We start from the raw sequence: 22,125 nt of genomic DNA, 5'->3' as shown, positions 1-22,125 counted from the left end.
CTTCGAATTAAGCCATCTGCGACTATTCCAAAAAATCTCAAACATATATCCCTTCGATGAGCCGCGTACCAAGAATGTTTGGTTGCGGTGAATTCAACTTTTTATCGAAGGATATTATGGAAAACAATCTCACTCTTTACCAAGATGACCAAGATTACAAGCCCTATCTTGGTCCCACGCCATTAGGCTTACTGGTTTGCCCTCTCTGTAAATCCGATCGCATTGAAACTGGTCATGTCGCAACTAAATTGGGCGGCACGATCGGCACAATCGCAGGTGCTGGCGTCAGCATTGCATCGAGTATCAGTGGTGCACGTGCTGGTGCTGCTGTGGGCGCGATTGGTGGACCGCTAGGCATAGCTGTCGGAGGTGTAGCAGGTGCCATTCTGGCTGCTTTGGCCAGTGGCGCAGCCGGATGTACGACGGGCATTGCACTCGGTCAAATCGTTGATCGTACAGTGCTCGATAATCATCAATGCTGCGACTGTGGCGCAACATTCACTGCTTAGAACTAATTCTTTCAATACCTTTATCAAACAGCCGCGTTAGTGCAATCGAATAAATCGGTGAGCACTAACGCGGCTTTTGCTATTGGAGTTGGAGTGAGTTTAATTTGAGTGGCAACGCGGAGGCGAGTTGGTCTCGTTCCTGCAAAAACGCTGAATTGAGACTGTTAAACGCCGTGATGGAATTCGTTGATCAACAGCTATGCTCCAAAAGCTTGGATCAACGATTGGGTTCAGCGTGGTTCGATCGAGGGACGGCACTCTAAGCTAAGTCATCCTGACTAAAGACGACTATACGATTAATCAGGGCGCAACATTTGCCAAAGTGGCTGATTGATCGAGCTCGCAAGTTTTTCCAGATTCTCGATCGAGATATTCCGCTCGCCCCTTTCAACTTGACCTATATATGTTCGATGTAGGCCAGCAAGTTCAGCGAGTCGTTCCTGTGATAAGCCCAGTTCTTCGCGCGCACGGCGAAGACGTTCACCAAACAAAACTTTGGTGGTAAGGGATTGGTAATTTGCATCTTTAGCTTTCACACACTAAAGATGCTTTTTTGATGACTTTGGGTCTACAGAGTTTGGGTAGCAGTGTTAATATATTCCTCCAGAGAATCTGGTGACTTTGAGGAGAAATTAATGGCTACTAAATCCAAATGTCCTGAATGCAACGGCCGTGGAGAAATCCCATGTCCAGTCGAATATGGAGATGACGAGCACCCGGAGAGTTGTGCTGTCTGCGGTGGAGATTCACGTACCCGCGTGCCTTGCCCTGACTGTGACGGTACGGGTAAAGACAGTTCCTAAACCAAGGAGGCAGGTATGAAATATCTCGATCTTGAGCAGCGATTACTGCACTTTCGGCTTTCTTCGGGCTTCAAAAATTCGGCCATTTCAGGAGCCAAGTTGGCAGGGGCAACCGTAGCGAATGCAGCGATCTTTGCTGGCAAGGCAACCGCCACCGTGGTCAAGCACATGCCGGACGCCCATGAACGGTTGAAACAGGAACAAGAACGTCGCAAGAAATAACCTTGATTTTTATCTTTGATGAACAGCGCGTCTTTGTACGCGCTGTTTTTTCATCATCACCTATTTTCTATCCTGAAGGGAGTAACAAAATGAAGCATTTCACTAAACCACGATCTCTCATGGCGATGACACTTTGCCTGTGTTTCGTCCTGTTGTCTGGTTGCAAAGATCAAGTGCTCGATTTTCGTAATGCTGAAATCGTGCATGGTAAGGTCTATCAGCAAGGAAGCAACGAGCCTTTTACTGGCCACGTCACAAATGTAGACTTCGGTGCGTTGCAACCAATTCAGCCAGGACTAAAGCTATTCAACAACGATATGTTTAGTCTGTTCCCGGTGCAAAAACATGGTTTTTACTTTGGCGTATTTTTCTGTGACGTGTCTGTGAAGAAGGGTTACATGGAAGGAGACGGCGTGTGCTTCGTCAAACAAAACGACAAAGTGACACTGAAATTCAGTGCCAAGGGCGGTTTGTTCGATGGGCCAATCGAAATATTTAGCGCGGACAATCCTGACCGCCTGATAAACAAAGGCACATTCAAGAACGGAAAAATCCACGGTATGCGCGAGATTTATAGCCCGGCTACTGGCAAGCTGGGTATGCGATCAGAATGGGTCAATGGTGATCAAACTGGTGACTATGCCGAGTACGGAGAGGACGGCGCGCTACACGTCAAAGGCACTATTACAAGAGGCATCTGGGACGGGGTGATTGAACAGTTTTATCCAAATGGAAAATTGCTACGACGCGGCACGTGGAAATTGGGCCAACCCGCTGGTGAGTTCAAAGTGTACGACGAGCAAGGAAAATTGGTTATCCACCAGATTGTGCAAGGTAATGTGGTTGAGAAAGACTTCTTGAACACAGAACCTCAAAAGTCACTCATTGGTGAGGCGTTATCGGGTTCAGCCAATGGTAATCAACCTACAACCAATCCAAGCGATATGATGGCTTGTGTCGAGCATTGGACAAAAGCGCATCGTAAACAGGTAGGAGATGCGCCAATCAGCATCGCGCAATTGGATGAATGGGAGCAATGGTGCAAGGATGGAAAATTGCCTTGATTGGCGATAACACCAGTTCGTCTATCGACTAGCGTTTTCGAACAAGTAACAGATTCAACCAGACCGCTTCGGCGGTCTTTTTATTTCTGAACCCCGGAGGGTAGACAGCCCTTCCAGGGGTGGTATGCCCTCTTTATACAGAGAGGAATTATGCAAACTCAGGCCCAAACTCCAAAAGAGCAAGATAATGAAAAACCATGCCATACATGGGGAGATTTCTTAGCAGACCTTAATGCAATCGATGCGTGGATCGTAGAGCGTGCTTTACAGATTCTTGATGAGCGAGTGATCAAGCGTGGACCGACCTTACAAAGTCCAAATGATGTGAAGGCATACCTACGTTTGCAGCTCACGGATAGGCAGCAAGAATGTTTTGCAGTGATATTTCTTGACTGTCAGCATCGTGTCATTGCTTATGAAGCGCTGTTTTGTGGAACGTTGCACCAGACGTCGGTGTATCCCAGAACAGTCTTACAACGAGCGATGGCATTGAATGCTGCAGGTCTTATTCTTGCGCATAACCACCCGTCGGGAATAACGACACCCAGTGAGGCAGATAAACGATTAACCAAACACTTGCAATCGATACTGGATCATATCGATGTGCGGATATTGGATCACTTCATCATTGGTGAGAAGAATGCCTTTTCATTTGCAGAGAATGGACTACTAGATTGAGCAGTCAAAGTAGTCATAGGCAATCATTTTTTACCTAGACCCACATCGTATGTAAGTAGAGCGAATGACGTTGAGATTAATCTGGAGTGAATCGTACTAAATAGCAGAGGTGTTCAGTACGCGCACTTAACCTTTCTCCCGATTACTGAGACAACATAAGCCTACTTACCTTCGAAATACCAATCATCTGTTCGTATAGAGCAGAAATAGAAAGGCTAGGTAAAGGAATATGGCAAGTTTTCATCATTGCGTGAAAAGTGGAAAACGGGGTGCGGCGGAAGAACATGCTGCCTACATTGCCCGTCAAGGAAAGTACCGTCATCGGACAGATCTTGTGGAGGCTGGTCACGGAAACATGCCGGAATGGGCAGAGCATCGGCCCGCATTGTTCTGGCGAGCGGGGGATAAGTACGAACGCATCAACGGTGCAGTTTATCGTGAGCATGAAATTGCGTTGCCTGCGGAGCTTACAAGGGAACAGCAACAGGATCTTGTCAAACAGTTGATCGATGATCTTGTTGGAGCAAAGCCATACCAGTACGCTATTCACTTACCCGATGGGGCGCGTGAAGACCAAACGAATATTCACCTTCATCTGATGTATTCCGACCGCATGCCAGATGGTGTTGAGCGGTCGCCAGAACAGACTTTCTCACGCTACAACCCACATCACCCTGAGAAAGGAGGGTGCAAGAAAGATAGTGGCGGAAAGAATCGAATTGCAATTCGAGACCAATTGATTGCTACGCGAAAGAAATGTGCGGAGTTACAGAATGCAATGTTAGAGAAACACGGGCATTCGGCGCGAGTGGATCATCGAACGCTTAGAGCGCAAGGTATTGATCGCGATCCAGGAATGCATATAGGACCACGCCGAGCGAGACTTGTTGATGAGCAGGGTAATGACAATACATCAAATGACGAGTAACAAGCCGTGGCTATGTAGATGTCATATGTGAGCATGTTGATGTCATCTCATACTGCCTAAAGTTTCGAGAAGCAAGGTACTGCTGACAGAGGTGCACATTGCAATGCACACACGAAGCCTGATGGTAATGCTCCCCAAATTGAATCTGGGGTGGGCGGATTCGTGCAATTCATGCGATCTAGTCGCATGAATTGCACGAATCGAGGCTTCAATTAGAGACGAAAATGAAAGATCGCAGGCCGCTTGAATATCGTTCACCGCACTTATTTGCAAGATGTCCGACATGTTTCCAGAGGGTGCCTTGATCGCTTATGGAATATGGGCGATTTGTTTCCAACGTGTACTTGGTTTGTACCTTCAGACATATCGAAGAGCGAGAAGAATCACTTCTTCTCGCTGTGTTGAGCATCACTTAGTCAATGCTTCAAGCTGTGACATATCCCAAAGATGACGACATGTTTTGTGAACCATTAGGGAAACCATAAATATATGGATTCAAAGCAATAAACTTCGTTCGCTTCGCGCCATCTACCAAATAAATGCGTTTGTCACGCATTAAGCAGGCAAGCGCATGATCAAGACGTCCTACTGGACGAATCGGCCCTGTTTTAAGGACATAATTTTTTTGTATCTGCAAATGACCATTGCTCCAACAGTGATCAAGAAGATACTTCTCAATTGCCTGAGCATCCCTTACTTCTTGGGGAATCTCCGGTGTAGCGAAGATGCGCTTAAATTCGTGCATGTGCCACTCTACAATTGCTTTGGCACGCTCGAACGTATCGACCGAAATGTCACCCGATTGTCGAGAGACGACATGCAGGATTGCCGAGACACGACTGATGATCTCCATCATTTTTGAGGCGAAATCTTTGATGTCATGCAGATAGTTATTTGGCGCAAGCATCGACTCAACGTAGTTCGCATGTGATTGCCAGCTGTTTTTGGCATCTTCCGAAAACTTTAATGTCATGCGCTGATTGCTGCCAATATCCACTTGATCGGTCCATGTTTGCAATAGCTCATCCATGCGCTTATGAAAAGTCGCCAGTGCTTTCAATGAATGATCCGCCGAATACACAAAACGATGGCCTTGCGTAGACGCAGGCTGGGCAACGAGGTAACGAGCCCACATACCTGAGCCGCGCAATGTCATGCCGCGCCGATTCAACAAATCCTGATGAATCTGTTGTTGTACCATGTATGAAACAGTAAGACGTGGGTTACGAGCTTGAATCGTGATGCCATCGCTTCGGTCCATTGACAGCAGAGACGCGCCATCCCACGCTTTGTTCAGCATGCCTGGTTTGTGCAGCCCACCACCTTTCGTAATGAGTTCGCCCTCATCACTAATCATGGCGATCGACTCACCTTCTCCTTCCATCGCATTCATGAACGCACGCTCGGTGACGTTTTGATAAATGATTCGACGTAAGCGGGGTTTTACAGGAGCAGCTTCAGTATGCTCACGTAATTTTTCCTGAATATAGTCGGTTTCGCCGTCATTTTTCTTTTGTTTAATCAGTGCGCGCTCTAAACCTTTTTGTGTGGCTTTCCAAATAGCGTTGTCGGTATCGTATTGTTTGCATGCTTCTTTATATGCTTGAACACGCTTATGATCGGCTTGGTAGAGGGGGCGCGCCACCAGATTGTGAACTCCGGTTTTACGCTCGCCTGAATCGGCAATGACCAAAAGGTTCAAAGATACTGGGCGTACTTCCCCATACGGTAATTCAACGTCATACAGCGATTGCGCTGCGATCGACATTGTTTCCAGAAATGCCATGACAACCATGGCTTCAGGTGCTTTCACCTTGTGGATGACCTCATCAACCGCCTCACGGACGACCAAATGAAATGCATGTAATGGATAGGGTGGATAAAAAGTGTAGTTGTTCATATTGATCTTTCCTTTGTTATATGGTGGGCGTGTTTTTTTGTTGTGATGGGCGATGTGATTACCCATCACTGCTAATCAGTCTTGATTAATCCCAGTCGTTGGGCTCGATTCAGACTGGATGCGAGGAAGTACGCTGTTGCACATAGAGCAACAAGGCAGATCACCCTGAGATTTGCGACGCTCGCGTTCCGCATTCAGCAGAGAGCGAAAGCCGCCTAATGACAGAGACAATCCCTCTGTTTGCAAAAGAGCGATGATTGATTTCTGTGGGACGTTACGAGCCAGCGTCTCTTCGACGCCGATATACAACTGCTGGAAGGCATGGATCTTTTGCTGCTGACCGGCAGGAGCCAGTGCGGCCAGCTTTTTCGTAACGCTATTGATGTCGAGTTGGGAATGGGTAGTAGAGGCTTGTTGATTTTGCATAATCGTTCTTTCTTATGTTGGGGCAGAGCTGTGCTTTGCTTTGTTAAGTATAAAAATGTGCAATCGGCCATTCGATTGCAGATGGCGGCGTCTGTCACACTCGACTGGCTAAGAGCGTGATGGACTTGCTATGGTGTGAAATGTGATGTCATTGACTTCTCCTTGGTTTGCACTTGATGTGTAATCAGTGAGGAGAAGTCTAGGGAGCGCCGGCAAATCGATCTACGTAGCTTGCCGGCAAACTGCTATGTTTTTGAAGGAGTGTAGAAAAGCCACATACGCGTAAAGGTCTGCCCAATTTTTCAGCAGAAAGTAGATTGGCGTTATTTTTTTGGCTTGACTAGAAAGCCGCCGAAAGGCGGCTTTGGAAGGCGGAGCTAATACTTGCGTTGATTACTTTGCTTTTTTAGGAAAATACTCTTCTGCATCTGGCATTTTTTTTAACCAACCATCGATCGTACGCGAGACGTGCACGCCACCTTTTAGGGAATTGTCGTTGCTTGAATTTTCCCCTTTCATGAAGATCCCTCTAGCTTTTGCATGAGCAAAAACTTTGTCTTGAATTGCTGACACTGCATGTTGCCGCGACTTCCATTTTTTCGTTCCTGAAGTAGTGCCGCCCATACGAACTAATTCATAAGCGTAATCACGAATCGGCTCATAGATTTCATTTCTTCCCTGAGCGCCACTTTTACCGGCTTCCCTTTTTGTGCTTTTTTGCGTTTCTTGCACTGTATGCAGATAGGCCTTTTCTACTCCCGTCGAGGCCATCGCAACGCCTGCCCAGTAGGCAGAGTCCGCCAAATTCTGTATTGCAAGAGTGACGCTATCTTTTTCTAGCGATTGGATTGTGCGAAACGCATAAGTTGTTCCCAAGATAATGACGCTGGTGGGCGAATTTTTTAATTGTTCATCTGTTAAACCTCGGTTTTCTACAGAGAGATTTCTGCGAATGATGTCGAAATGATCGACAATCGTCGGATCGTTATTGCCTTTCACTGCTGCGCAGAACTTATCGAGGTAATCATCCGTTGTTGTACCTTTGTGATGATGCTTGTAACACTTAGACAAATTGCCAAAGGTTTGTTTGAGCAGCTGTTCTATGCACAACTTGGTCACTGCAGAAGTGGCATTCATTTATAGATATACGATTATGTTGTTGATAAAACTCACTCGAGGGCTCCCTTACGATTGCCACGAGTGAGGTAATAGTGTCGAGTAAATTTATGATGCATTCAAGAAACGTTTTCTTGAGAATGGGTCTTCGTTATCAAGAGTTTTGAATATGTCGCTATTTGCAAGGAGCTTATGAAAATCGCGATTCTCGACGATTACCAGGACGTGGTCCGCCGACTGGACTGCTTTGCCATGCTCGAAGGCCATGAGGTCAAGGTATTCAGCAATAGCGCACGCGGTGCCGGCCAGCTTGCTATCCGCCTTGCCCCTTTCGATGCACTGGTGCTGATCCGTGAACGTACTACGCTCACACGCGCCCTGCTCACCCGACTTCCCAACCTCAAATTCATTTCGCAAACTGGCAAGGTAACCGGCCATATCGATCTGGTTGCGGCTGCTGAATATGGCATCACCATCACCGAAGGCATTGGCGACCCCACGGCACCGGCAGAACTGACATGGGCGCTGATCATGAGCGCCATGCGCAAACTTCCCGCCTATATCGATAATCTCAGGGATGGCTTGTGGCAAACCGCTTCGATGTCGTGGGAACGCAATACGCTGGGCCGTTCGCTCAAGGGCCGTACCTTGGCGATCTGGGGCTATGGCCGCATCGGTCGCATGATCGCCGGGTATGGCAAGGCATTCGGCATGGATGTGATGGTGTGGGGACGCGAAGCCAGTCGTGCCGCTGCGGAGCAGGACGGTTTGCGTGTTGCTGCATCACGTGAAGCTTTCTTTGCCGAAGCCGATGTATTGAGCCTGCATTTGCGCCTTAATGAAGTCACACGCGGCATCGTCACGGCCGATGATCTTGCGCGCATGAAACCCGATGCGATTTTCGTCAACACCAGCCGTGCCGAACTGGTGGCACCGGATGCCTTGCTGGCCGGCTTGCAGAATGGCCATCCCGGTTTTGCCGCGCTCGATGTTTTCGAAAACGAACCATTGCCACCGACCGCGCCTTTACTGCGGCTGGAAAACGTGATCGCCACGCCGCACCTCGGTTATGTCGAAAAGGACAGTTATGAACTCTATTTCCGCAGTGCCTTCCAGAACATTCTTGACTATGCGGCCGGTACGCCGCGCAACGTGCTGGTGACGCCATGACGATGCGCCTTCTCAGCGTCAACACAGGTATCGTCGGTAATCTGTTCGTCAACGAAGACGATGGCGTACGCCGCGTGCCCAGCGCTTTCGACAAGCGCGCCGTCACAGGTACTGCGCACATCACACGCATGGGCGTCAGTGGCGATGAACAGGCCAATCGAAACGTGCATGGCGGCATCGACAAGGCCGTGTACGCCTATCCATTTGAACACTACGCGTTCTGGCAGGCGCAGCGCCACGCCCATCTTCAGCGGGATGAAGCTTTGCCGTATGGCGCGATGGCGGAAAACCTGACCATCACGGGTTTGCTGGAACAGGCGGTGTGGATTGGCGATCGACTGCAGATCGGCGATGTGCTGCTGGAAGTGACCGAGCCGCGTGAGCCGTGTTTCAAGTTCACGATCCGCATGGGCTTTGCGCAAGCCGCCAAGCGCATGCTGCAAAGCGGATACACGGGCTTTTACCTGAAGGTGGTGCAGGAAGGCGCAGTGCAGGCAGGTGATGCGATGACCTTGATTGCCGGGCCGCGTACCGAAACCGTGGCGGCTTTCAACGAACGGCGTCGGACTGGGCGCCAGCCGGACCTTTTCTAGTATCGGTTTCGCGACGCGGCAGCAAGGTTGCCGTGGTGGAGGCCAGATGCGTGGCGACCCACAGCTTGGCCCAGCCCGGCGGCCACGGCAGCGGCGGACCGGCATACGGCGGCACACCGCGTCGAATCGGGATGATCGGCAGCGAATCGGGAATCGGGCCGTCATGCTTATCCCAGCCCAGCGAGAATGTGTAGTCCGGCAGCAAGGCATCGCACACGGTCTCGAACCAGAGTGCATGGTCTTCATCGCGTCCGAGTGCTTGTGCTAGGCCGACAGGATCGAACTGCGCCAGCGTGCTTGCCAATTCCTCCGTCGTCTCCCCAGGCGCATCGCCCCAGCCGATCACCGGATTGAAAATATAGTCTGCTCCCGAGCCGTACCAACCTTCGCGCCACGGCCGTTCCATCCAGTTGCGCGGGCCGGCAAACAGATGCCAGCGCCAGTGCAACCCCGAAGGCTTGGGCCAGCTATACAGATAAAGGCGCTGATAACCGGCGCGATGCAGTTGGCGCACCATGGCCATTAGCCGTGCATGCGGCATCGGGTCCGGTGGATCGCGACGAAACAGGATGGGTTCGCCGTCCGCATGCTGGACTTCATCGGTAGAAAGATTCAGATCAAGCGCACGCATTTCATTACCGAAGCGCGCAGAAATCCAGCCCGTCAACAGATTGACGGCCGTAATCACGCCATAACCGCGATGGCGATGAAAGATGACGGTGCCAGGGGCAATGGGTTTCATGGGCAAAGCAGGAACAATGAGGCCGTTAGTGTAACGGCATTTACGCCATGCAGTGACTGCGGTGAATGCGCATTGTTGGTGCGTCAAAAATGATGCGCTCCATTTTGGTGATTTGATGTGGCTGGAGCGAGAAATTGGTCAATAAAATTAACTTTTCTCCATGGAAATAAATGGCCTGTTCCTTGCTAGTGATATTGTCGTTGTCCCATAAGTTTGGGATATAGAGCTGCCGGTGTACACCGCGTCCCTTGTCACTTTGCGGAACATGCCATGAATCACGAACACGCCCTCCAGATCGATACGTTTCTTCCCTATATGCGCGATGTCAGCCGCTGCGAGCAATCGCTGCGCGAGCTCAACACCATGTGGCGCATGATCGAAGCCTCGGCCAAGATGAACTGTCCGGTTGAAGCAAAGGCCATCCTGCCGACCATGGCCGCTACGCGCGACGGCTTCAATCGACTCGAACAGGAACTGGTCACCAGCCTGGTGGGCGAGAAAGTCGGCAGTCTGCTGGAAGAAATCGGCACCAAGGCGCAGTACGTGATCGATATCGTCGTGCGCAACCTATTCGAACGTACTGCCGATGTCGGCTTTCTGGCAACGGACAAGGAGCTTTGTACTTTCGTTGCCGGCTTGCATGACGATGCCGACATGATCCGTTCCCGCCTGCGTGCGTATCGCAACAAGTATACGGTGTACGACGAAATCATTCTGCTCGATGCAGCAGGAAACGTACTCGTGCAGATCGATGAAGCCACGCCGCTTGAAGGCAGCACCGATCCGCTATTGGCCGAGACCATGGCGTGCGAGACCTATGTCGAAACCTTCCGCACCACCGATCTGCGACCCGGCAAGAAGGAAGCACTGATCTACTCGCGCCGCATGCATCATCCCGAAACCAACGCCGTGGTCGGTGTGCTGTGCCTGTGCTTCAACTTCGAACAGGAAATGGCCGGTATCTTCCGGTCGCACCGCGATCCGGCGCTGCGCTCCAACATGCTGTTGCTCGACGGTGCAAACCGCGTCATCGCCAGTGCCGATCCCTTGTGGATTCCCCCCGGCGCGAGCGTGCCGATCAATCGCGACGCCAGTCCGCAACTGATGGTTTATGGTGGCCGTGAGTATCTGGTACGCACCTTCAGCTCGGCCGGCTATCAGGGTTATCCTGGCCCGATTGGCTGGCAAGGGCAGGTCATGATTCCCGTCGATCTGGGTTTCACGGGCAAGTTGTCAAATGCGCTCAAGACGCTCGACGCTGCAACCGCCGAGGGCTTGCTGTCGCATGCGCAATCGTTTTCACCGCCACTGTTCGAGATCATGCAGGCGGCAGAAACGATTCGCCGCGTGGTGTGGAACGGTCAGGTCATGACGGCAGGCCAGAACGGCGAACTGCTCAAGCTCAAGACGATTCTCGAACAGATCAGCGAAACCGGTGCACGCAGCAATGAGCTGTTTGCGCAATCGATTCGCGATCTGTATGAAACCGTGCTGTCTGCCAACCTCAGCGATGCCGAATTCGTCTCGCACCTGATGGTCGATCTGCTGGACCGTAATCTCTACGAGCGTTCGGACGATTGTCGCTGGTGGGCATTAACGCCGGAACTGCAGGTTGCCTTGGCCGACCCCATGCGCACGCCGGAAACGGTGGCGCGTATCAACGAGATTCTCGGCTATATCAACTCGCTCTACACGGTCTACACGCGCCTGTTCGTTTATGACGAAGAAGGTGTAATCATCGCCGCCACTGATTTCAGGGGTGATGGTCTCGATGTCGTCGGTTCGCATATTGGAGAAGAAACGTTGGCGCACGTGCGCGGCCTTGCCAATGACCAGCAATACGCGGTCTCGGCATTCGAGACGACGCCGCTGTATGGCGGGCGCCCGACCTACATCTATCACGCGGCAATTCGCCATCCCGACAATGAGATGCGCGTGGTCGGTGGCATCGGTATCGTGTTCGATGCAGAGCCGGAATTCGCCGCCATGCTGCAAGGCGCGCTCGGTGAAAAGGAAGGTGTCAGTGCGCTCTTCATCGATCGTAACGGTCGCATCATTTCGAGCACCGACGCTACCCGTCCGATCGGTAGCCTGCTGGAGATCGATCCGGTACTGCTGACATTACCCAACGGCGCCAGCGCCTCGCGCATCGTGATTCATGATGGCCATTACGCCACGCTCGGTTGCACAGTGTCGCATGGCTACCGCGAATTCAAGACCAGCGATGGTTACAGTGAAGACGTGATTGCCGTCGTCTACAAGCTGTTCGGCGAAGCACGCCAGCAGGTCGGTCACGATAAGGCAGCCAATACAGTGATCGAACATGATCCTGCAGCACCAGCGGGACGGGAATTCGCGACCTTCTTTGTCGATGGTGCCTTGTTTGCACTGCCGGCTGAATATGTCGCGGAAGCGTTGCCTGCCTCGGAAGTGGCGCCCATGTCGATGGGTAGCCGCGCAGAGCGCATCGGCATCCTGGCGTTGCGCCATGAAGGCGAAGGTAAGCGTTTCGTTTGGGTGTTCGATCTCGGTCATCTGATGCGCGGTGTCAAATCGGAAATCAACAGCGCCAGTCAGGTCATCATCGTCAAGCGCGATGACAAGAGCATCGGCTTGCTGGTGAGCGAGTTGCATGGTGTGCCGGAATTCCAGCCGTCGCAGATCACGCCGACACCACTGGCGGCACCGGAGACTGGCATGCTCGTGACGCACGTCATCCAGGCCAATCGGGGCGAGTTGCTCATCCAGTCGATCAATATCGATCATCTGTTTGCTGTGCTGAACAACGAGGAAATTCCGATCGATCCAGCCATGAAGATGGCCGCGTGATCGTCACAGGTGGTGTCAGCCTTTGCGGCTGAGAGAACATCGCCATTGCGCCGTCATGCTGCTGGATGGGGAAAAAGCCGCCAGAACATCATCCCTGGCGGCTTTTTTTATGCAGCATTTTTGCGAACCACCTGCTTTAAAAACACAGCTTGGAGATATAGCGTCATTCCCAATAAGATATAGCGCGTTTATAATCCTTGATTGCCCGTGCCCACGGCCTGAGCATCAGGAATGAGCGGGACGAGAATTCTTTTATCTTTTCTTATTGGAAACATCACCATGAGCAGTGACAAGTATTGGCGCCAAAGATGGATTGACAGTCTGGTCCATAACGGACTCGATAGAAATGCTGCCGAAGCCGCGTTTGCGGAGGCATACAAAAATCGGCCAGCCGATGAATCCAAGAGTCCCGAGACGCAAGCATTGATGACGTATGGGCTGGGTATCGATATCTCGTCCGACGGCAACGTGAGGATCGGCTCACTTCATTAACCTCCACGCGCCATCCCATGAATATGGCAGTGGTGAGGCATGAAGCCATGCATTGCAGCAATCATATCGGCCTGTTTTTCCCCATCATGCAGGCTGCGCCATGCCAGATTGGTTTTTACCGCCTTTGATCATCTTTTCATTTGACCGCTGAGCAGGCTATGATGCGTCTGAGTGAGACCGATACTATTTCTGCTGACATGATCGATATGAGCCTGCGCATCATTGCCACTGGTGGTACCTTCGACAAGCATTACGATGAACTGTCTGGCAAACTGACATTCGGTAATGGTCATTTGCCGGAAGTCATTCGTCGTGCCCGCATCACGATGCCGGTACAGCTCGAACAATTGCCTTTCCTCGATTCGCTGGAAATGCACGATGCCGATCGTCAGCGGATTTGTGCCTGCTGCCTGCGTGCCGATGAGAAAAGTATCGTGGTTGTGCATGGTACCGACACGATGCAGGAAACCGCTGCAGTGCTCGGCGCGGCGCAACTGCGCAAGACCATTGTGCTCACGGGCGCCATGATCCCGTATGAAGTGCAGCATTCCGATGCGTTGTTTAATTTCGGCTTTGCCTGCGGGATTGCGCAAACGCTGCCGCATGGTGTTTATATCGCGATGAATGCGCGCATCTTCGCGTGGGACAACGTCAAGAAGAATCGTGCCGAAGGCGTGTTCGAAACGACGTGAGTTGAACTATAGATCGGCAATGCAGATCAATGCATTTGCCCCAGGCGGCCGCATTTCAGCGGCCGTTTTCATTGGCGCAAAAAAAAAGCCCATGCAGAGAGAGACATGGGCCGAATTCCTTGAGACGATCATTTAGCCTCAAGCATACGCAGTGATTGTGACGGTGCCATGACAACCATGAAAAACGCGCCTATAAGGTACCGTCATGGCGAATGGAGCAGAAGAGCATGACCCAACAAGACACAAGCACGGCTCAAAACGAAGACACACCCGCCGCCGTGGCGCGCTGGCGATTGTTCGCCGGTCTGCTGCAAGGCGGATTGCTTTATGCGCTTTACTACAGCCTCAAGCAGGAAGCCGGTTTAGCAAGCAATGCCTATGTGTTCCTGACGCTGTTTTTGCTGGCTCTGTTCGTGCCCCTGTTGTTCGTTTCTGCGTTCGGGCATCTGACGCGCGGCACACTGCTGCGCTGGCTGCTATGCGCTTCGCTGGTATGCGTTGCGCTGGCGGTTGGCGATGTATGGCGCATGGATTTCGTCGGCAACTGGAAGCGTGATGGCGGCAATGTCTCGCGTTTCCTTTCCGATGGCTGGCTGTTGCTGGCGACGGCGGCGGGATTCTTCATTGCGCAGGCGATGATTCTGGCCGGTGCGCGTGATGGCAGGCGTTTGCCTTCCTATCCCGCCTGTTTCGAAGCCGCGTGGAAGTTGGGTATCCAGTTTGCTTTCGCGCTCCCCTTTGTCGGTCTGCTGTGGTTGATCTTGTGGCTGGGCGCGACGCTGTTCATGCTGGTCAAACTGTCGTTCCTACGTACCTTGCTGGATCAGGCATGGTTCGTTATTCCGGTGCTGGCCTTTGCCTTCTCGGTGGCCTTGCATGTGACGGATGTGCGGCCACGCATCGTGCAGGGCATACGCGGCTTGCTGTTGACCCTGCTGTCGTGGCTGTTGCCGCTAAGTGTGTTGCTGGTCGGCGGCTTTCTGCTGACATTGCCATTCATCGGACTGGAACCCCTGTGGGCAACGCGTCATGCCACGACTGTATTGCTGAGTGCGGCTGGGGTGTTGATCGTCCTGATCAATGCCACCTTTCAACAGGGAGAGGTGACGCAACTGCCGCCGCGTATTCTGCAACTCGCCGCGCGCATCGCCTGTGTGCTGTTGCTGCCGCTGGTGGTGATTGCAAGCCATGCCCTGACTCTGCGCGTCGGCCAGTATGGCTGGAGTGCTGACCGTATTACGGCGGTTGCCTGTCTGCTGGTCGCTACGGCATATGCCATTGGCTATCTGTGGGCTGCCTGCGAGCGCGGCTGGCTGACGCGCATTGCGCAAACCAATGTGCTGACGGCATTGTGGATCGTGCTGATCCTCCTAGTGTTGTTCACACCGCTTGCAGATCCGGCACGCTTGTCGGTCAACAGCCAGATGGCTCGGCTGGAGGCAGGCAAGGTTTCGGCTGCCGAATTCGATTTTCACTATCTGCGTTTCGAAGGCGCGCGTTACGGTAATACCGCCTTGCAGGAACTCAAATCGCGCAGTGAAGGCAGCGATGCCGAAACATTGCGCAAGGGCGCGGAAGCGGCATTGGCCAAGACCAATAAATGGGATCGCTCCGACGCGTTGCCGGCGCTCAGTGCCGCTACACGACAAGCCAATATCACCGTTTATCCAAAGGGTCGCGCCTTACCTGCAGATTTCATGGCACAGGACTGGATGGCCGAACAGAATTCCTACATCCTGCCGGAATGTCTGCGTCGGACCGGTCGTCGTTGCGAAGCTTGGATGCTCGACATGAATGCCGATGGCAGAGAAGAAATTCTGATTGCCGATGCTTCGCCGAATCAACAACTGATCCTTTTTGCGCGGGAGGAAAAGGGTTGGCGATCGATGGGCTGGTTGAGTCTGCCACAGGGGTGCGGCGATTTGTTGAAGGCATTGCGGGAAGGCCATGCACACGCCGTGACACCGCGCTTTCAGGATTTGGATGCTGGTGGCACACGCCTCACCTTGCAGACGTGGGGCATGGATGCCAACGCGTGCAATAAATGAGCGGTGAACAAATTGCTGCCTCCAAGCGGCGTGTGGCATGTGATGAGAATGGCAGTGCCGAAAAACAAGAGTGGAATTTGTTTTTTCTTTTGTACTAGAATCAACCTCAGGCGGCTCGTATCGAAGCAGCAAAAACCATCAGTGGGAGGAAACGACAGAACTCTGGCGTCAGCAGGTGATCCAACAAGTGGACTTCATCGAGAAGCGTAAGCAAATCAGCATGAGGAGAAAACAATGGAACAAACACTGAAACCATGCCCATTCTGCGGTACCAAGGCGGAGTTGAAGCAGGCCCATTATCTCGAATCGGAATTGCCTTACAGCTATGTGCATTGCATGAATCATGATTGCACACTGCATAACAACACTGCGCACTTTAGCGGCGACAGTGAAGAGAAAAACGCCAAGAACGCGGTTACGGCGTGGAATTTGCGTGAACAGATCCCCGTCCCGCATTGATGTCCTTCCCCTAATGAAAACGGCCTGATTGAATCAGGCCGATTTGCTTTCTCAGACCGGTTTTCCTGTGACGGTGACCGGTTCTCCTCCCTGCTTTTGGCATCGATCAAGCCATACGACCTGATCCTGCTTAAACCCTTTTGTGGCTTTCCCTAAAACGCTCTCAAATTTTTTGGCCGATTATTCGTCTGAATCCATGCTTGTCCGCTCTGTTTGCATGACAACACCAGCATGACTCATGTGCTTTTTCCGCGACAGGCTTAACGCGATTCCGCGACGATGATAGTTTTCTCACCGGAAAGATCGTCGCTATGTACGACCGAGGCACACAAAAAACTGACTGCTGCGGCGGCAGAAATGAGGCTCAGTGTCGAAAATTTGATCATGATGGTTCTCCGTAGTCCTGAATATGCTGTGGGCGATGTGCCGATGACCTGCATGGTAGGCAAAGCCTGAACGCACGCGTATCAGCGCCATCCGCATCTTTCTGTAAGAAAAAATAACGTTGTAGCGTGCAGGCGACAGGCAGCAAAGAAAAAGCCCGCAAGAGCGGGCTTTCTTAACGTGGAACTGATATTTGACACATGTGTGCCGTTGCAGCGCGCCTCAGATGAAAACGATCAGCGCGACAATACCCAGTAGGATCGACCACTTCACCAGATAGTAAAGCGGCTTGTTATAGGCCTTGAGCTTCTTGCCATTGGCGCGAATCTGGTAAATGTTCTTGAAGGCCCGGTTGACGCCGCCAGTCTTGTCCTGCATGTCGTTCGGCGCAGCCGTAGCAGCCATCACGTTGTTGCTGAACCAGCGGTTGATCGCCTGCGCCCAGCCCCATTTCATCTTGCGTTCCAGATCGCAGAACAGAATGATGCGGTTCTTGTCGCTGTTGTTAGCCGCCCAGTGGATATAGGTTTCATCGAAGATCACGGCTTCGCCATCGCGCCAGCTGTAATCGATGCCATCGACATTGATGAAGCAGCGATCATCATTCGGCGTGACCAAGCCGAGGTGATAGCGCAACGAACCGGCGTACGGATCGCGATGCTTGCCCAGATCTGCTCCCGGTGGCAGTTGCGCAAACATGGCCGCCTTGACGATCGGAATCGAATCCAGAAGTGCGGTCGTGCGTGGGCAGCGCTGCACGGCTGAAGGATGGCTGTCGCCGTACCATTTCAGATAAAAGCGCGTCCAGCCACGGCGAAAGAAGGAGTTGAAACCGGCATCGTCCATTTTCTGCGAGGCCTTGATCGCGCCTTCGCTTTGCAATGCTAGTGCTTCTTCGCGAATAATTTCCCAGTTGTCCTGAATCGTCTTCAGTTCGGGGTAGCTTTTCAAGTCGTGGTAAGGGCGATCCGGCAGACTCGAAAACAGCGTCATGAACGCATTGATCGGCGCCATGAACGTGGAATGATCGGTCGACTGACGCAACCATTTGTGACGCACCTTGCCGCGATAGTGGGTGTAGAGCACGCTGAGAAGAAACAGCGTGATGAGGGTCCATTTGATCATGTCGGTGGGCGTAATGCTGCCTGAGGGTGAAGGATGGTGAAGCTGAGATTGTACTCAACTGGTTTCGATCATGCTGTTGCCCGATTGCAGCAGGAATCTGGCTCCATGCGTGATGCCATGTCGTCGAACGATTGGCACGGCGGATATTAAAACCCCCGGCTGACTTCGCTGGTCAAGCCGGGGGCGGATTGCCTCAATGACTTCAGGTGATGCTATCGATGATGCTGTTCAGCGTGGCACTAGGGCGCATCGCGGCGGCCGTCTTTGCTGCGTCCGGATGATAGTAGCCACCGATATCGACCGCCTTGCCCTGCGCCGCCTTCAGTTCGGCCACGATGGCAGCTTCCTGTTCGGTCATGGCCTTGGCCGGCGCGCCGAACTGCGCTTGCAGTTCGGCATCTTCGGTTTGTGCGGCCAGCGCCTGTGCCCAGTACAGCGCGAGATAGAAATGGCTGCCGCGATTGTCGAGACCGCCGACGGCGCGAGCTGGCGATTTGTCGGTGTCGAGGAATTTGCCGGTCGCTTCATCCAGTGTTTTTGCCAGTACCAGTGCCTTCTTGTTGCCGTTGACCTGGCCCAGATGTTCGAGCGAAGCCGCGAGTGCCATGAATTCACCGAGCGAGTCCCAGCGCAGGAAATCTTCCTCGACAAATTGCTGCACGTGTTTCGGTGCTGAGCCGCCAGCGCCGGTCTCGAACAGGCCACCACCGGCCATCAGCGGTACGATGGACAGCATCTTGGCGCTGGTGCCCAGCTCCATGATCGGGAACAGATCTGTCAGGTAGTCGCGCAGTACATTGCCGGTCACGGAGATCGTGTCCTGGCCTTTGCGGATGCGTTCGATCGAGAAGCGGATCGCATCGACCGGCGCGAGGATGCGGATATCGAGACCGCTGGTGTCGTGATCCTTCAGATACGTTTCAACCTTGGCGATCAGTTGCGCATCGTGTGCGCGATTCTTGTCGAGCCAGAACACGGCTGGCGTGTTGCTCAGGCGTGCGCGCGTGACGGCCAGCTTGACCCAATCCTGCACCGGTGCATCCTTGGTCTGGCACATGCGGAACAGATCGCCAGCTTCCACAGCTTGCTCCAGCAGTACTTTGCCGCCGGCATCGGTCACACGCACGACGCCATCGCTGTCGAGCTGGAAGGTCTTGTCGTGCGAACCGTACTCTTCTGCTGCCTGCGCCATCAGGCCGACGTTCGGCACCGTGCCCATGGTGACCGGATCGAATGCGCCGTTCTTTTTGCAATCATCAATCACGGCCTGATAGATACCTGCATAGCAGCGATCTGGAATTACGGCCTTGGTATCTTGCAGCTTGCCTTCGGCATTCCACATGCGGCCCGAATCGCGAATCATGGCTGGCATCGATGCATCCACGATCACGTCGCTTGGCACGTGCAGATTGGTGATGCCTTTGTCCGAATTGACCATCGCCAGCGCGGCGCGTGTTGTGTAGGTCGCTTGAATATCAGCTTCGATTTCTGCCTGCTTGTCAGCCGTCAGTGCGCCGATGCGTGCATACAGATCGCCAATGCCGTTGTTCGGATCGAAGCCGATCTGTTTGAGCGTGTCGGCATGTTTCGCCAACACATCCTTGTAGAACACCGAGACCACATTGCCGAACAGGATGGGGTCGGAGACTTTCATCATGGTCGCTTTCAGGTGCACTGAAAACAGCACGCCTTTCTCGCGCGCATCGTTGACCTGCACTTCGATGAAGTCGCGCAGCGCCTTGCGGCTCAGTACGGCGGCATCGATGATTTCGCCTGCCTTGACGGCAGTCTTTTCCTTCAGCACGGTGGTGTTGCCATCATTGCCGATGAGTTCGATCTTCACGTTGCCGGCTTCGGCAATCAGCGCCGATTTCTCGCTGCCGTAGAAATCGCCGTTGTCCATGTGCGCCACATGCGATTTCGAATCGGCCGACCACGCGCCCATCTTGTGTGGGTGTTTGCGTGCGTAATTCTTGACCGAGCCCGGCGCACGGCGATCCGAATTGCCCTCACGAAGAACAGGATTGACGGCGCTGCCCTTGATCTTGTCGTAGCGTGCCTTGATGTCTTTCTCGGCATCGGTCTTCGCTTCTTCAGGGTAATCGGGCAGCTTGTAACCTTGCTGCTGCAATTCCTTGATCGCGGCTTTCAACTGCGGGATCGAGGCACTGATGTTCGGCAGCTTGATGATGTTGGCTTCGGATTTGGTGGCCAGTTCGCCCAGTTCGGCAAGTGCCGGGCCGATCTTCTGGGCATCGGTCAAAAATTCGGGAAAGGCGGCGATGATGCGACCTGCCAGCGAAATGTCGCGCGTTTCGACGGCAATGCCGGAAGATCGGGTAAATGCCTTGACGATGGGCAGCAGCGAATAGGTCGCCAGGGCTGGCGCTTCGTCGGTCAGGGTATAGATGATCTTGGAGGAAGTGGTCATGGATGGAAAACGTGGGCTGGTTGAGGACATGACGGCCCGGCAGCGTGCCAGCCGTTGCCGTTCAGGCAAAACGCCGAATGGCAACATTGTCGCCGAAAACACCCCTGTCGGGCAAAGGCCGCCCACATTGTCCCCTTGTCAGCCATGCCTGGCGTGAAGATCCTGTTAGAAAAGAGGATTTGCACCGGCGGCTGGCAAAACGTGCTTGACCTTGTTGGTTTGGCAGACTATCAAGATGATGCAATTTTCTCTTTCCGCCGAGAGCACGCCGCACTTATGCGCATGGCGAATGTCCAAATTCGGACAAGCAGAAGAATGTTCTTGAACGCACGGCTCCTTCTTTTTCAGATGGCTCTATGCATACCAATACCTTTCTGCCTCACCCTTCTCCGCCCAAAACCTCGGGCCTGCATCAGGCTGCGATCGACTTGCTGAACAAGGCGGGCATCGGTATTAACGGCACCAATCCCTGGGACATGCAATTGCACTCACCCGACGTGCTCGAGCGCGGCATGGCGCAGGCCAATCTCGGTCTTGGCGAAGCCTATATGGATGGTGATTGGGACGCTGAACAGCTAGACGAATTTTTTGCGCGTCTGCTGGGCACGCGGCTGACCGACCAGATTCAGCCATTGCGCCTCGTCGGCTATGTGCTGATGGCCAAATTTCTCAATCGGCAAAATGTGGAACGTGCGCGCAAGGTCGGCGAAGTGCATTACGACCTGGGCAACGATTTCTACGCCGGCATGCTCGATTCGCGCCTCACCTATACCTGCGGCTATTGGGAACATGCCGAGAATCTGGAACAGGCACAGGAGGCCAAGCTCGATATGGTGTGCCGCAAGTTGCAATTGCAGCCGGGCATGCGGTTGCTGGATATCGGTTGCGGCTGGGGCAGCCTGCTCGGTTTTGCTGCGGAACGTTACGGCATTGAAGGTGTGGGCGTCAGTATTTCAAAGGAACAGATCGCCTACGCACAGGAACGCTATTCGCACCTGCCCATTGAATTTCTCCTGCAGGACTACCGTGATCTCGATGAGCGTTTCAATGCCGTCGCCAGCCTCGGCATGTTCGAACATGTGGGCCGCAAGAATTACCGCGTCTATATGGAAGTCGCCAACCGTGCGCTCGATAAAGGCGGGCTGTTCCTGCTGCACACCATTGGTAAGAATTCACGCCGCACCACGCCCGATCCCTGGGTCGATAAGTACATTTTCCCCAACGGCGATCTACCCTCTGTCGGCCAGATTGGTGATGCACTGGATGATCTGTTCGTCCTCGAAGACCTGCACAGCTTCGGCGCCGATTACGACAAGACGCTCATAGCGTGGTTCCAGAATTTCGACCGCGCGTGGCCGGCGTTTTCAGAAAAGCTCGGGCAGCGGTTTTATCGGATGTGGAAGTACTACCTGCTTTCGTGTGCAGGCGCATTCAGAGCGCGGGATATCCAGTTATGGCAATTGGTGTTATCAAAAGAAGGCTTGCCCGGAGGCTATCGGCGGCCGGTCTCTTGA

20 protein-coding genes are annotated in these 22,125 nt (G+C 52.9%); 12 read left to right on the top strand and 8 right to left on the bottom strand.

Annotation, left to right across the window (positions count from 1 at the left end):
* The first annotated feature begins 56 nt into the window (after nucleotides 1–56).
* Nucleotides 57–509 carry a hypothetical protein gene (locus QZ725_RS08590; RefSeq protein ID WP_293778523.1) on the top strand — a complete coding sequence of 151 codons (453 nt, stop codon included), beginning with the start codon at nucleotides 57–59 and terminating at the stop codon, nucleotides 507–509.
* A gap of 296 nt (nucleotides 510–805) precedes the next feature.
* Here QZ725_RS08590 and QZ725_RS08585 read toward each other — a convergent pair whose 3' ends face one another.
* Nucleotides 806–1,045 (bottom strand): helix-turn-helix transcriptional regulator, encoded by a 240-nt coding sequence (locus tag QZ725_RS08585; protein WP_293778520.1) that lies wholly within the window; start codon nucleotides 1,043–1,045, stop codon nucleotides 806–808.
* Between the two features lie 282 nt (nucleotides 1,046–1,327).
* On the opposite strand from QZ725_RS08585, the gene QZ725_RS08580 reads away from it, so the two are divergent.
* The 4 genes from QZ725_RS08580 to QZ725_RS08565 all read left to right on the top strand — a co-directional run bounded on the left by QZ725_RS08580 (nucleotide 1,328) and on the right by QZ725_RS08565 (nucleotide 4,204).
* Nucleotides 1,328–1,534, top strand: a complete 207-nt coding sequence (locus tag QZ725_RS08580; RefSeq protein WP_293778518.1) for a hypothetical protein — start codon at nucleotides 1,328–1,330, stop codon at nucleotides 1,532–1,534.
* A 2-nt stretch (nucleotides 1,535–1,536) separates the two neighbouring features.
* Nucleotides 1,537–2,598 carry a hypothetical protein gene (locus QZ725_RS08575; RefSeq protein WP_293778516.1) on the top strand — a complete coding sequence of 354 codons (1,062 nt, stop codon included), beginning with the start codon at nucleotides 1,537–1,539 and terminating at the stop codon, nucleotides 2,596–2,598.
* Between the two features lie 150 nt (nucleotides 2,599–2,748).
* On the top strand, nucleotides 2,749–3,276 hold the full coding sequence (gene radC, locus QZ725_RS08570) for a RadC family protein (RefSeq protein ID WP_293778514.1): 528 nt from the start codon (nucleotides 2,749–2,751) through the stop codon (nucleotides 3,274–3,276).
* Nucleotides 3,277–3,505: 229 nt separating this feature from the next.
* Complete coding sequence (locus QZ725_RS08565; RefSeq protein ID WP_293778511.1) at nucleotides 3,506–4,204, top strand: MobA/MobL family protein; 699 nt, start codon at nucleotides 3,506–3,508, stop codon at nucleotides 4,202–4,204.
* Between the two features lie 424 nt (nucleotides 4,205–4,628).
* Here QZ725_RS08565 and QZ725_RS08560 read toward each other — a convergent pair whose 3' ends face one another.
* The 3 genes from QZ725_RS08560 to QZ725_RS08550 all read right to left on the bottom strand — a co-directional run bounded on the left by QZ725_RS08560 (nucleotide 4,629) and on the right by QZ725_RS08550 (nucleotide 7,667).
* Nucleotides 4,629–6,170 carry a YfjI family protein gene (locus QZ725_RS08560; RefSeq protein WP_293778509.1) on the bottom strand — a complete coding sequence of 514 codons (1,542 nt, stop codon included), beginning with the start codon at nucleotides 6,168–6,170 and terminating at the stop codon, nucleotides 4,629–4,631.
* Nucleotides 6,171–6,179: 9 nt separating this feature from the next.
* Complete coding sequence (locus QZ725_RS08555) at nucleotides 6,180–6,530, bottom strand: hypothetical protein (RefSeq protein ID WP_293778506.1); 351 nt, start codon at nucleotides 6,528–6,530, stop codon at nucleotides 6,180–6,182.
* Nucleotides 6,531–6,923: 393 nt separating this feature from the next.
* Entirely contained in the window at nucleotides 6,924–7,667 is a 744-nt protein-coding gene (locus QZ725_RS08550) for a hypothetical protein (RefSeq protein WP_293778503.1), read from the bottom strand.
* 171 nt (nucleotides 7,668–7,838) lie between these two features.
* Here QZ725_RS08550 and QZ725_RS08545 point away from each other — a divergent pair, with 171 nt between their 5' ends.
* Nucleotides 7,839–8,816, top strand: a complete 978-nt coding sequence (locus tag QZ725_RS08545; RefSeq protein WP_293778501.1) for a D-2-hydroxyacid dehydrogenase family protein — start codon at nucleotides 7,839–7,841, stop codon at nucleotides 8,814–8,816.
* The gene (locus tag QZ725_RS08540; RefSeq protein WP_293778498.1) at nucleotides 8,813–9,409 is read left to right on the top strand and encodes an MOSC domain-containing protein; all 597 of its coding nucleotides are present in this window, start codon (nucleotides 8,813–8,815) and stop codon (nucleotides 9,407–9,409) included. Before QZ725_RS08545 ends, QZ725_RS08540 begins: the two co-directional genes overlap by 4 nt.
* On the opposite strand, the gene QZ725_RS08535 is transcribed toward QZ725_RS08540, so the two are convergent.
* Complete coding sequence (locus QZ725_RS08535; RefSeq protein ID WP_293778495.1) at nucleotides 9,366–10,151, bottom strand: L-asparaginase; 786 nt, start codon at nucleotides 10,149–10,151, stop codon at nucleotides 9,366–9,368. The two genes, QZ725_RS08540 and QZ725_RS08535, sit on opposite strands and share 44 nt — an antisense overlap.
* Nucleotides 10,152–10,421: 270 nt before the next feature.
* Here QZ725_RS08535 and QZ725_RS08530 point away from each other — a divergent pair, with 270 nt between their 5' ends.
* From QZ725_RS08530 to QZ725_RS08515, 4 genes are all read left to right on the top strand, one after another.
* The gene (locus QZ725_RS08530) at nucleotides 10,422–12,980 is read left to right on the top strand and encodes a chemotaxis protein CheW (protein ID WP_293778492.1); all 2,559 of its coding nucleotides are present in this window, start codon (nucleotides 10,422–10,424) and stop codon (nucleotides 12,978–12,980) included.
* Between the two features lie 698 nt (nucleotides 12,981–13,678).
* A complete protein-coding gene (locus tag QZ725_RS08525) occupies nucleotides 13,679–14,164 on the top strand; it encodes an asparaginase domain-containing protein (RefSeq protein WP_293778669.1) in 486 nt (161 codons plus the stop codon).
* A gap of 227 nt (nucleotides 14,165–14,391) precedes the next feature.
* Nucleotides 14,392–16,212, top strand: coding sequence for a DUF4153 domain-containing protein (locus QZ725_RS08520; RefSeq protein ID WP_293778489.1), 1,821 nt, complete (start codon nucleotides 14,392–14,394; stop codon nucleotides 16,210–16,212).
* A gap of 234 nt (nucleotides 16,213–16,446) precedes the next feature.
* On the top strand, nucleotides 16,447–16,671 hold the full coding sequence (locus QZ725_RS08515) for a Lar family restriction alleviation protein (protein ID WP_293778486.1): 225 nt from the start codon (nucleotides 16,447–16,449) through the stop codon (nucleotides 16,669–16,671).
* Between the two features lie 260 nt (nucleotides 16,672–16,931).
* Here QZ725_RS08515 and QZ725_RS08510 read toward each other — a convergent pair whose 3' ends face one another.
* The 3 genes from QZ725_RS08510 to QZ725_RS08500 all read right to left on the bottom strand — a co-directional run bounded on the left by QZ725_RS08510 (nucleotide 16,932) and on the right by QZ725_RS08500 (nucleotide 20,611).
* On the bottom strand, nucleotides 16,932–17,057 hold the full coding sequence (locus QZ725_RS08510) for a hypothetical protein (RefSeq protein WP_293778483.1): 126 nt from the start codon (nucleotides 17,055–17,057) through the stop codon (nucleotides 16,932–16,934).
* A 220-nt stretch (nucleotides 17,058–17,277) separates the two neighbouring features.
* Nucleotides 17,278–18,180 (bottom strand): lipid A hydroxylase LpxO, encoded by a 903-nt coding sequence (lpxO, locus tag QZ725_RS08505; RefSeq protein ID WP_293778480.1) that lies wholly within the window; start codon nucleotides 18,178–18,180, stop codon nucleotides 17,278–17,280.
* A 202-nt stretch (nucleotides 18,181–18,382) separates the two neighbouring features.
* On the bottom strand, nucleotides 18,383–20,611 hold the full coding sequence (locus QZ725_RS08500) for an NADP-dependent isocitrate dehydrogenase (RefSeq protein ID WP_293778477.1): 2,229 nt from the start codon (nucleotides 20,609–20,611) through the stop codon (nucleotides 18,383–18,385).
* 356 nt (nucleotides 20,612–20,967) lie between these two features.
* On the opposite strand from QZ725_RS08500, the gene cfa reads away from it, so the two are divergent.
* Complete coding sequence (gene cfa / locus QZ725_RS08495) at nucleotides 20,968–22,125, top strand: cyclopropane fatty acyl phospholipid synthase (RefSeq protein ID WP_293778474.1); 1,158 nt, start codon at nucleotides 20,968–20,970, stop codon at nucleotides 22,123–22,125.

This window comes from uncultured Oxalicibacterium sp. (assembly GCF_913776015.1).
Taxonomy (GTDB): Bacteria; Pseudomonadota; Gammaproteobacteria; order Burkholderiales; family Burkholderiaceae_D; genus Oxalicibacterium.
The sequence above is the reverse complement of the archived record's forward strand: the minus strand, read 5'-3'. Positions and strand labels throughout refer to the sequence as shown.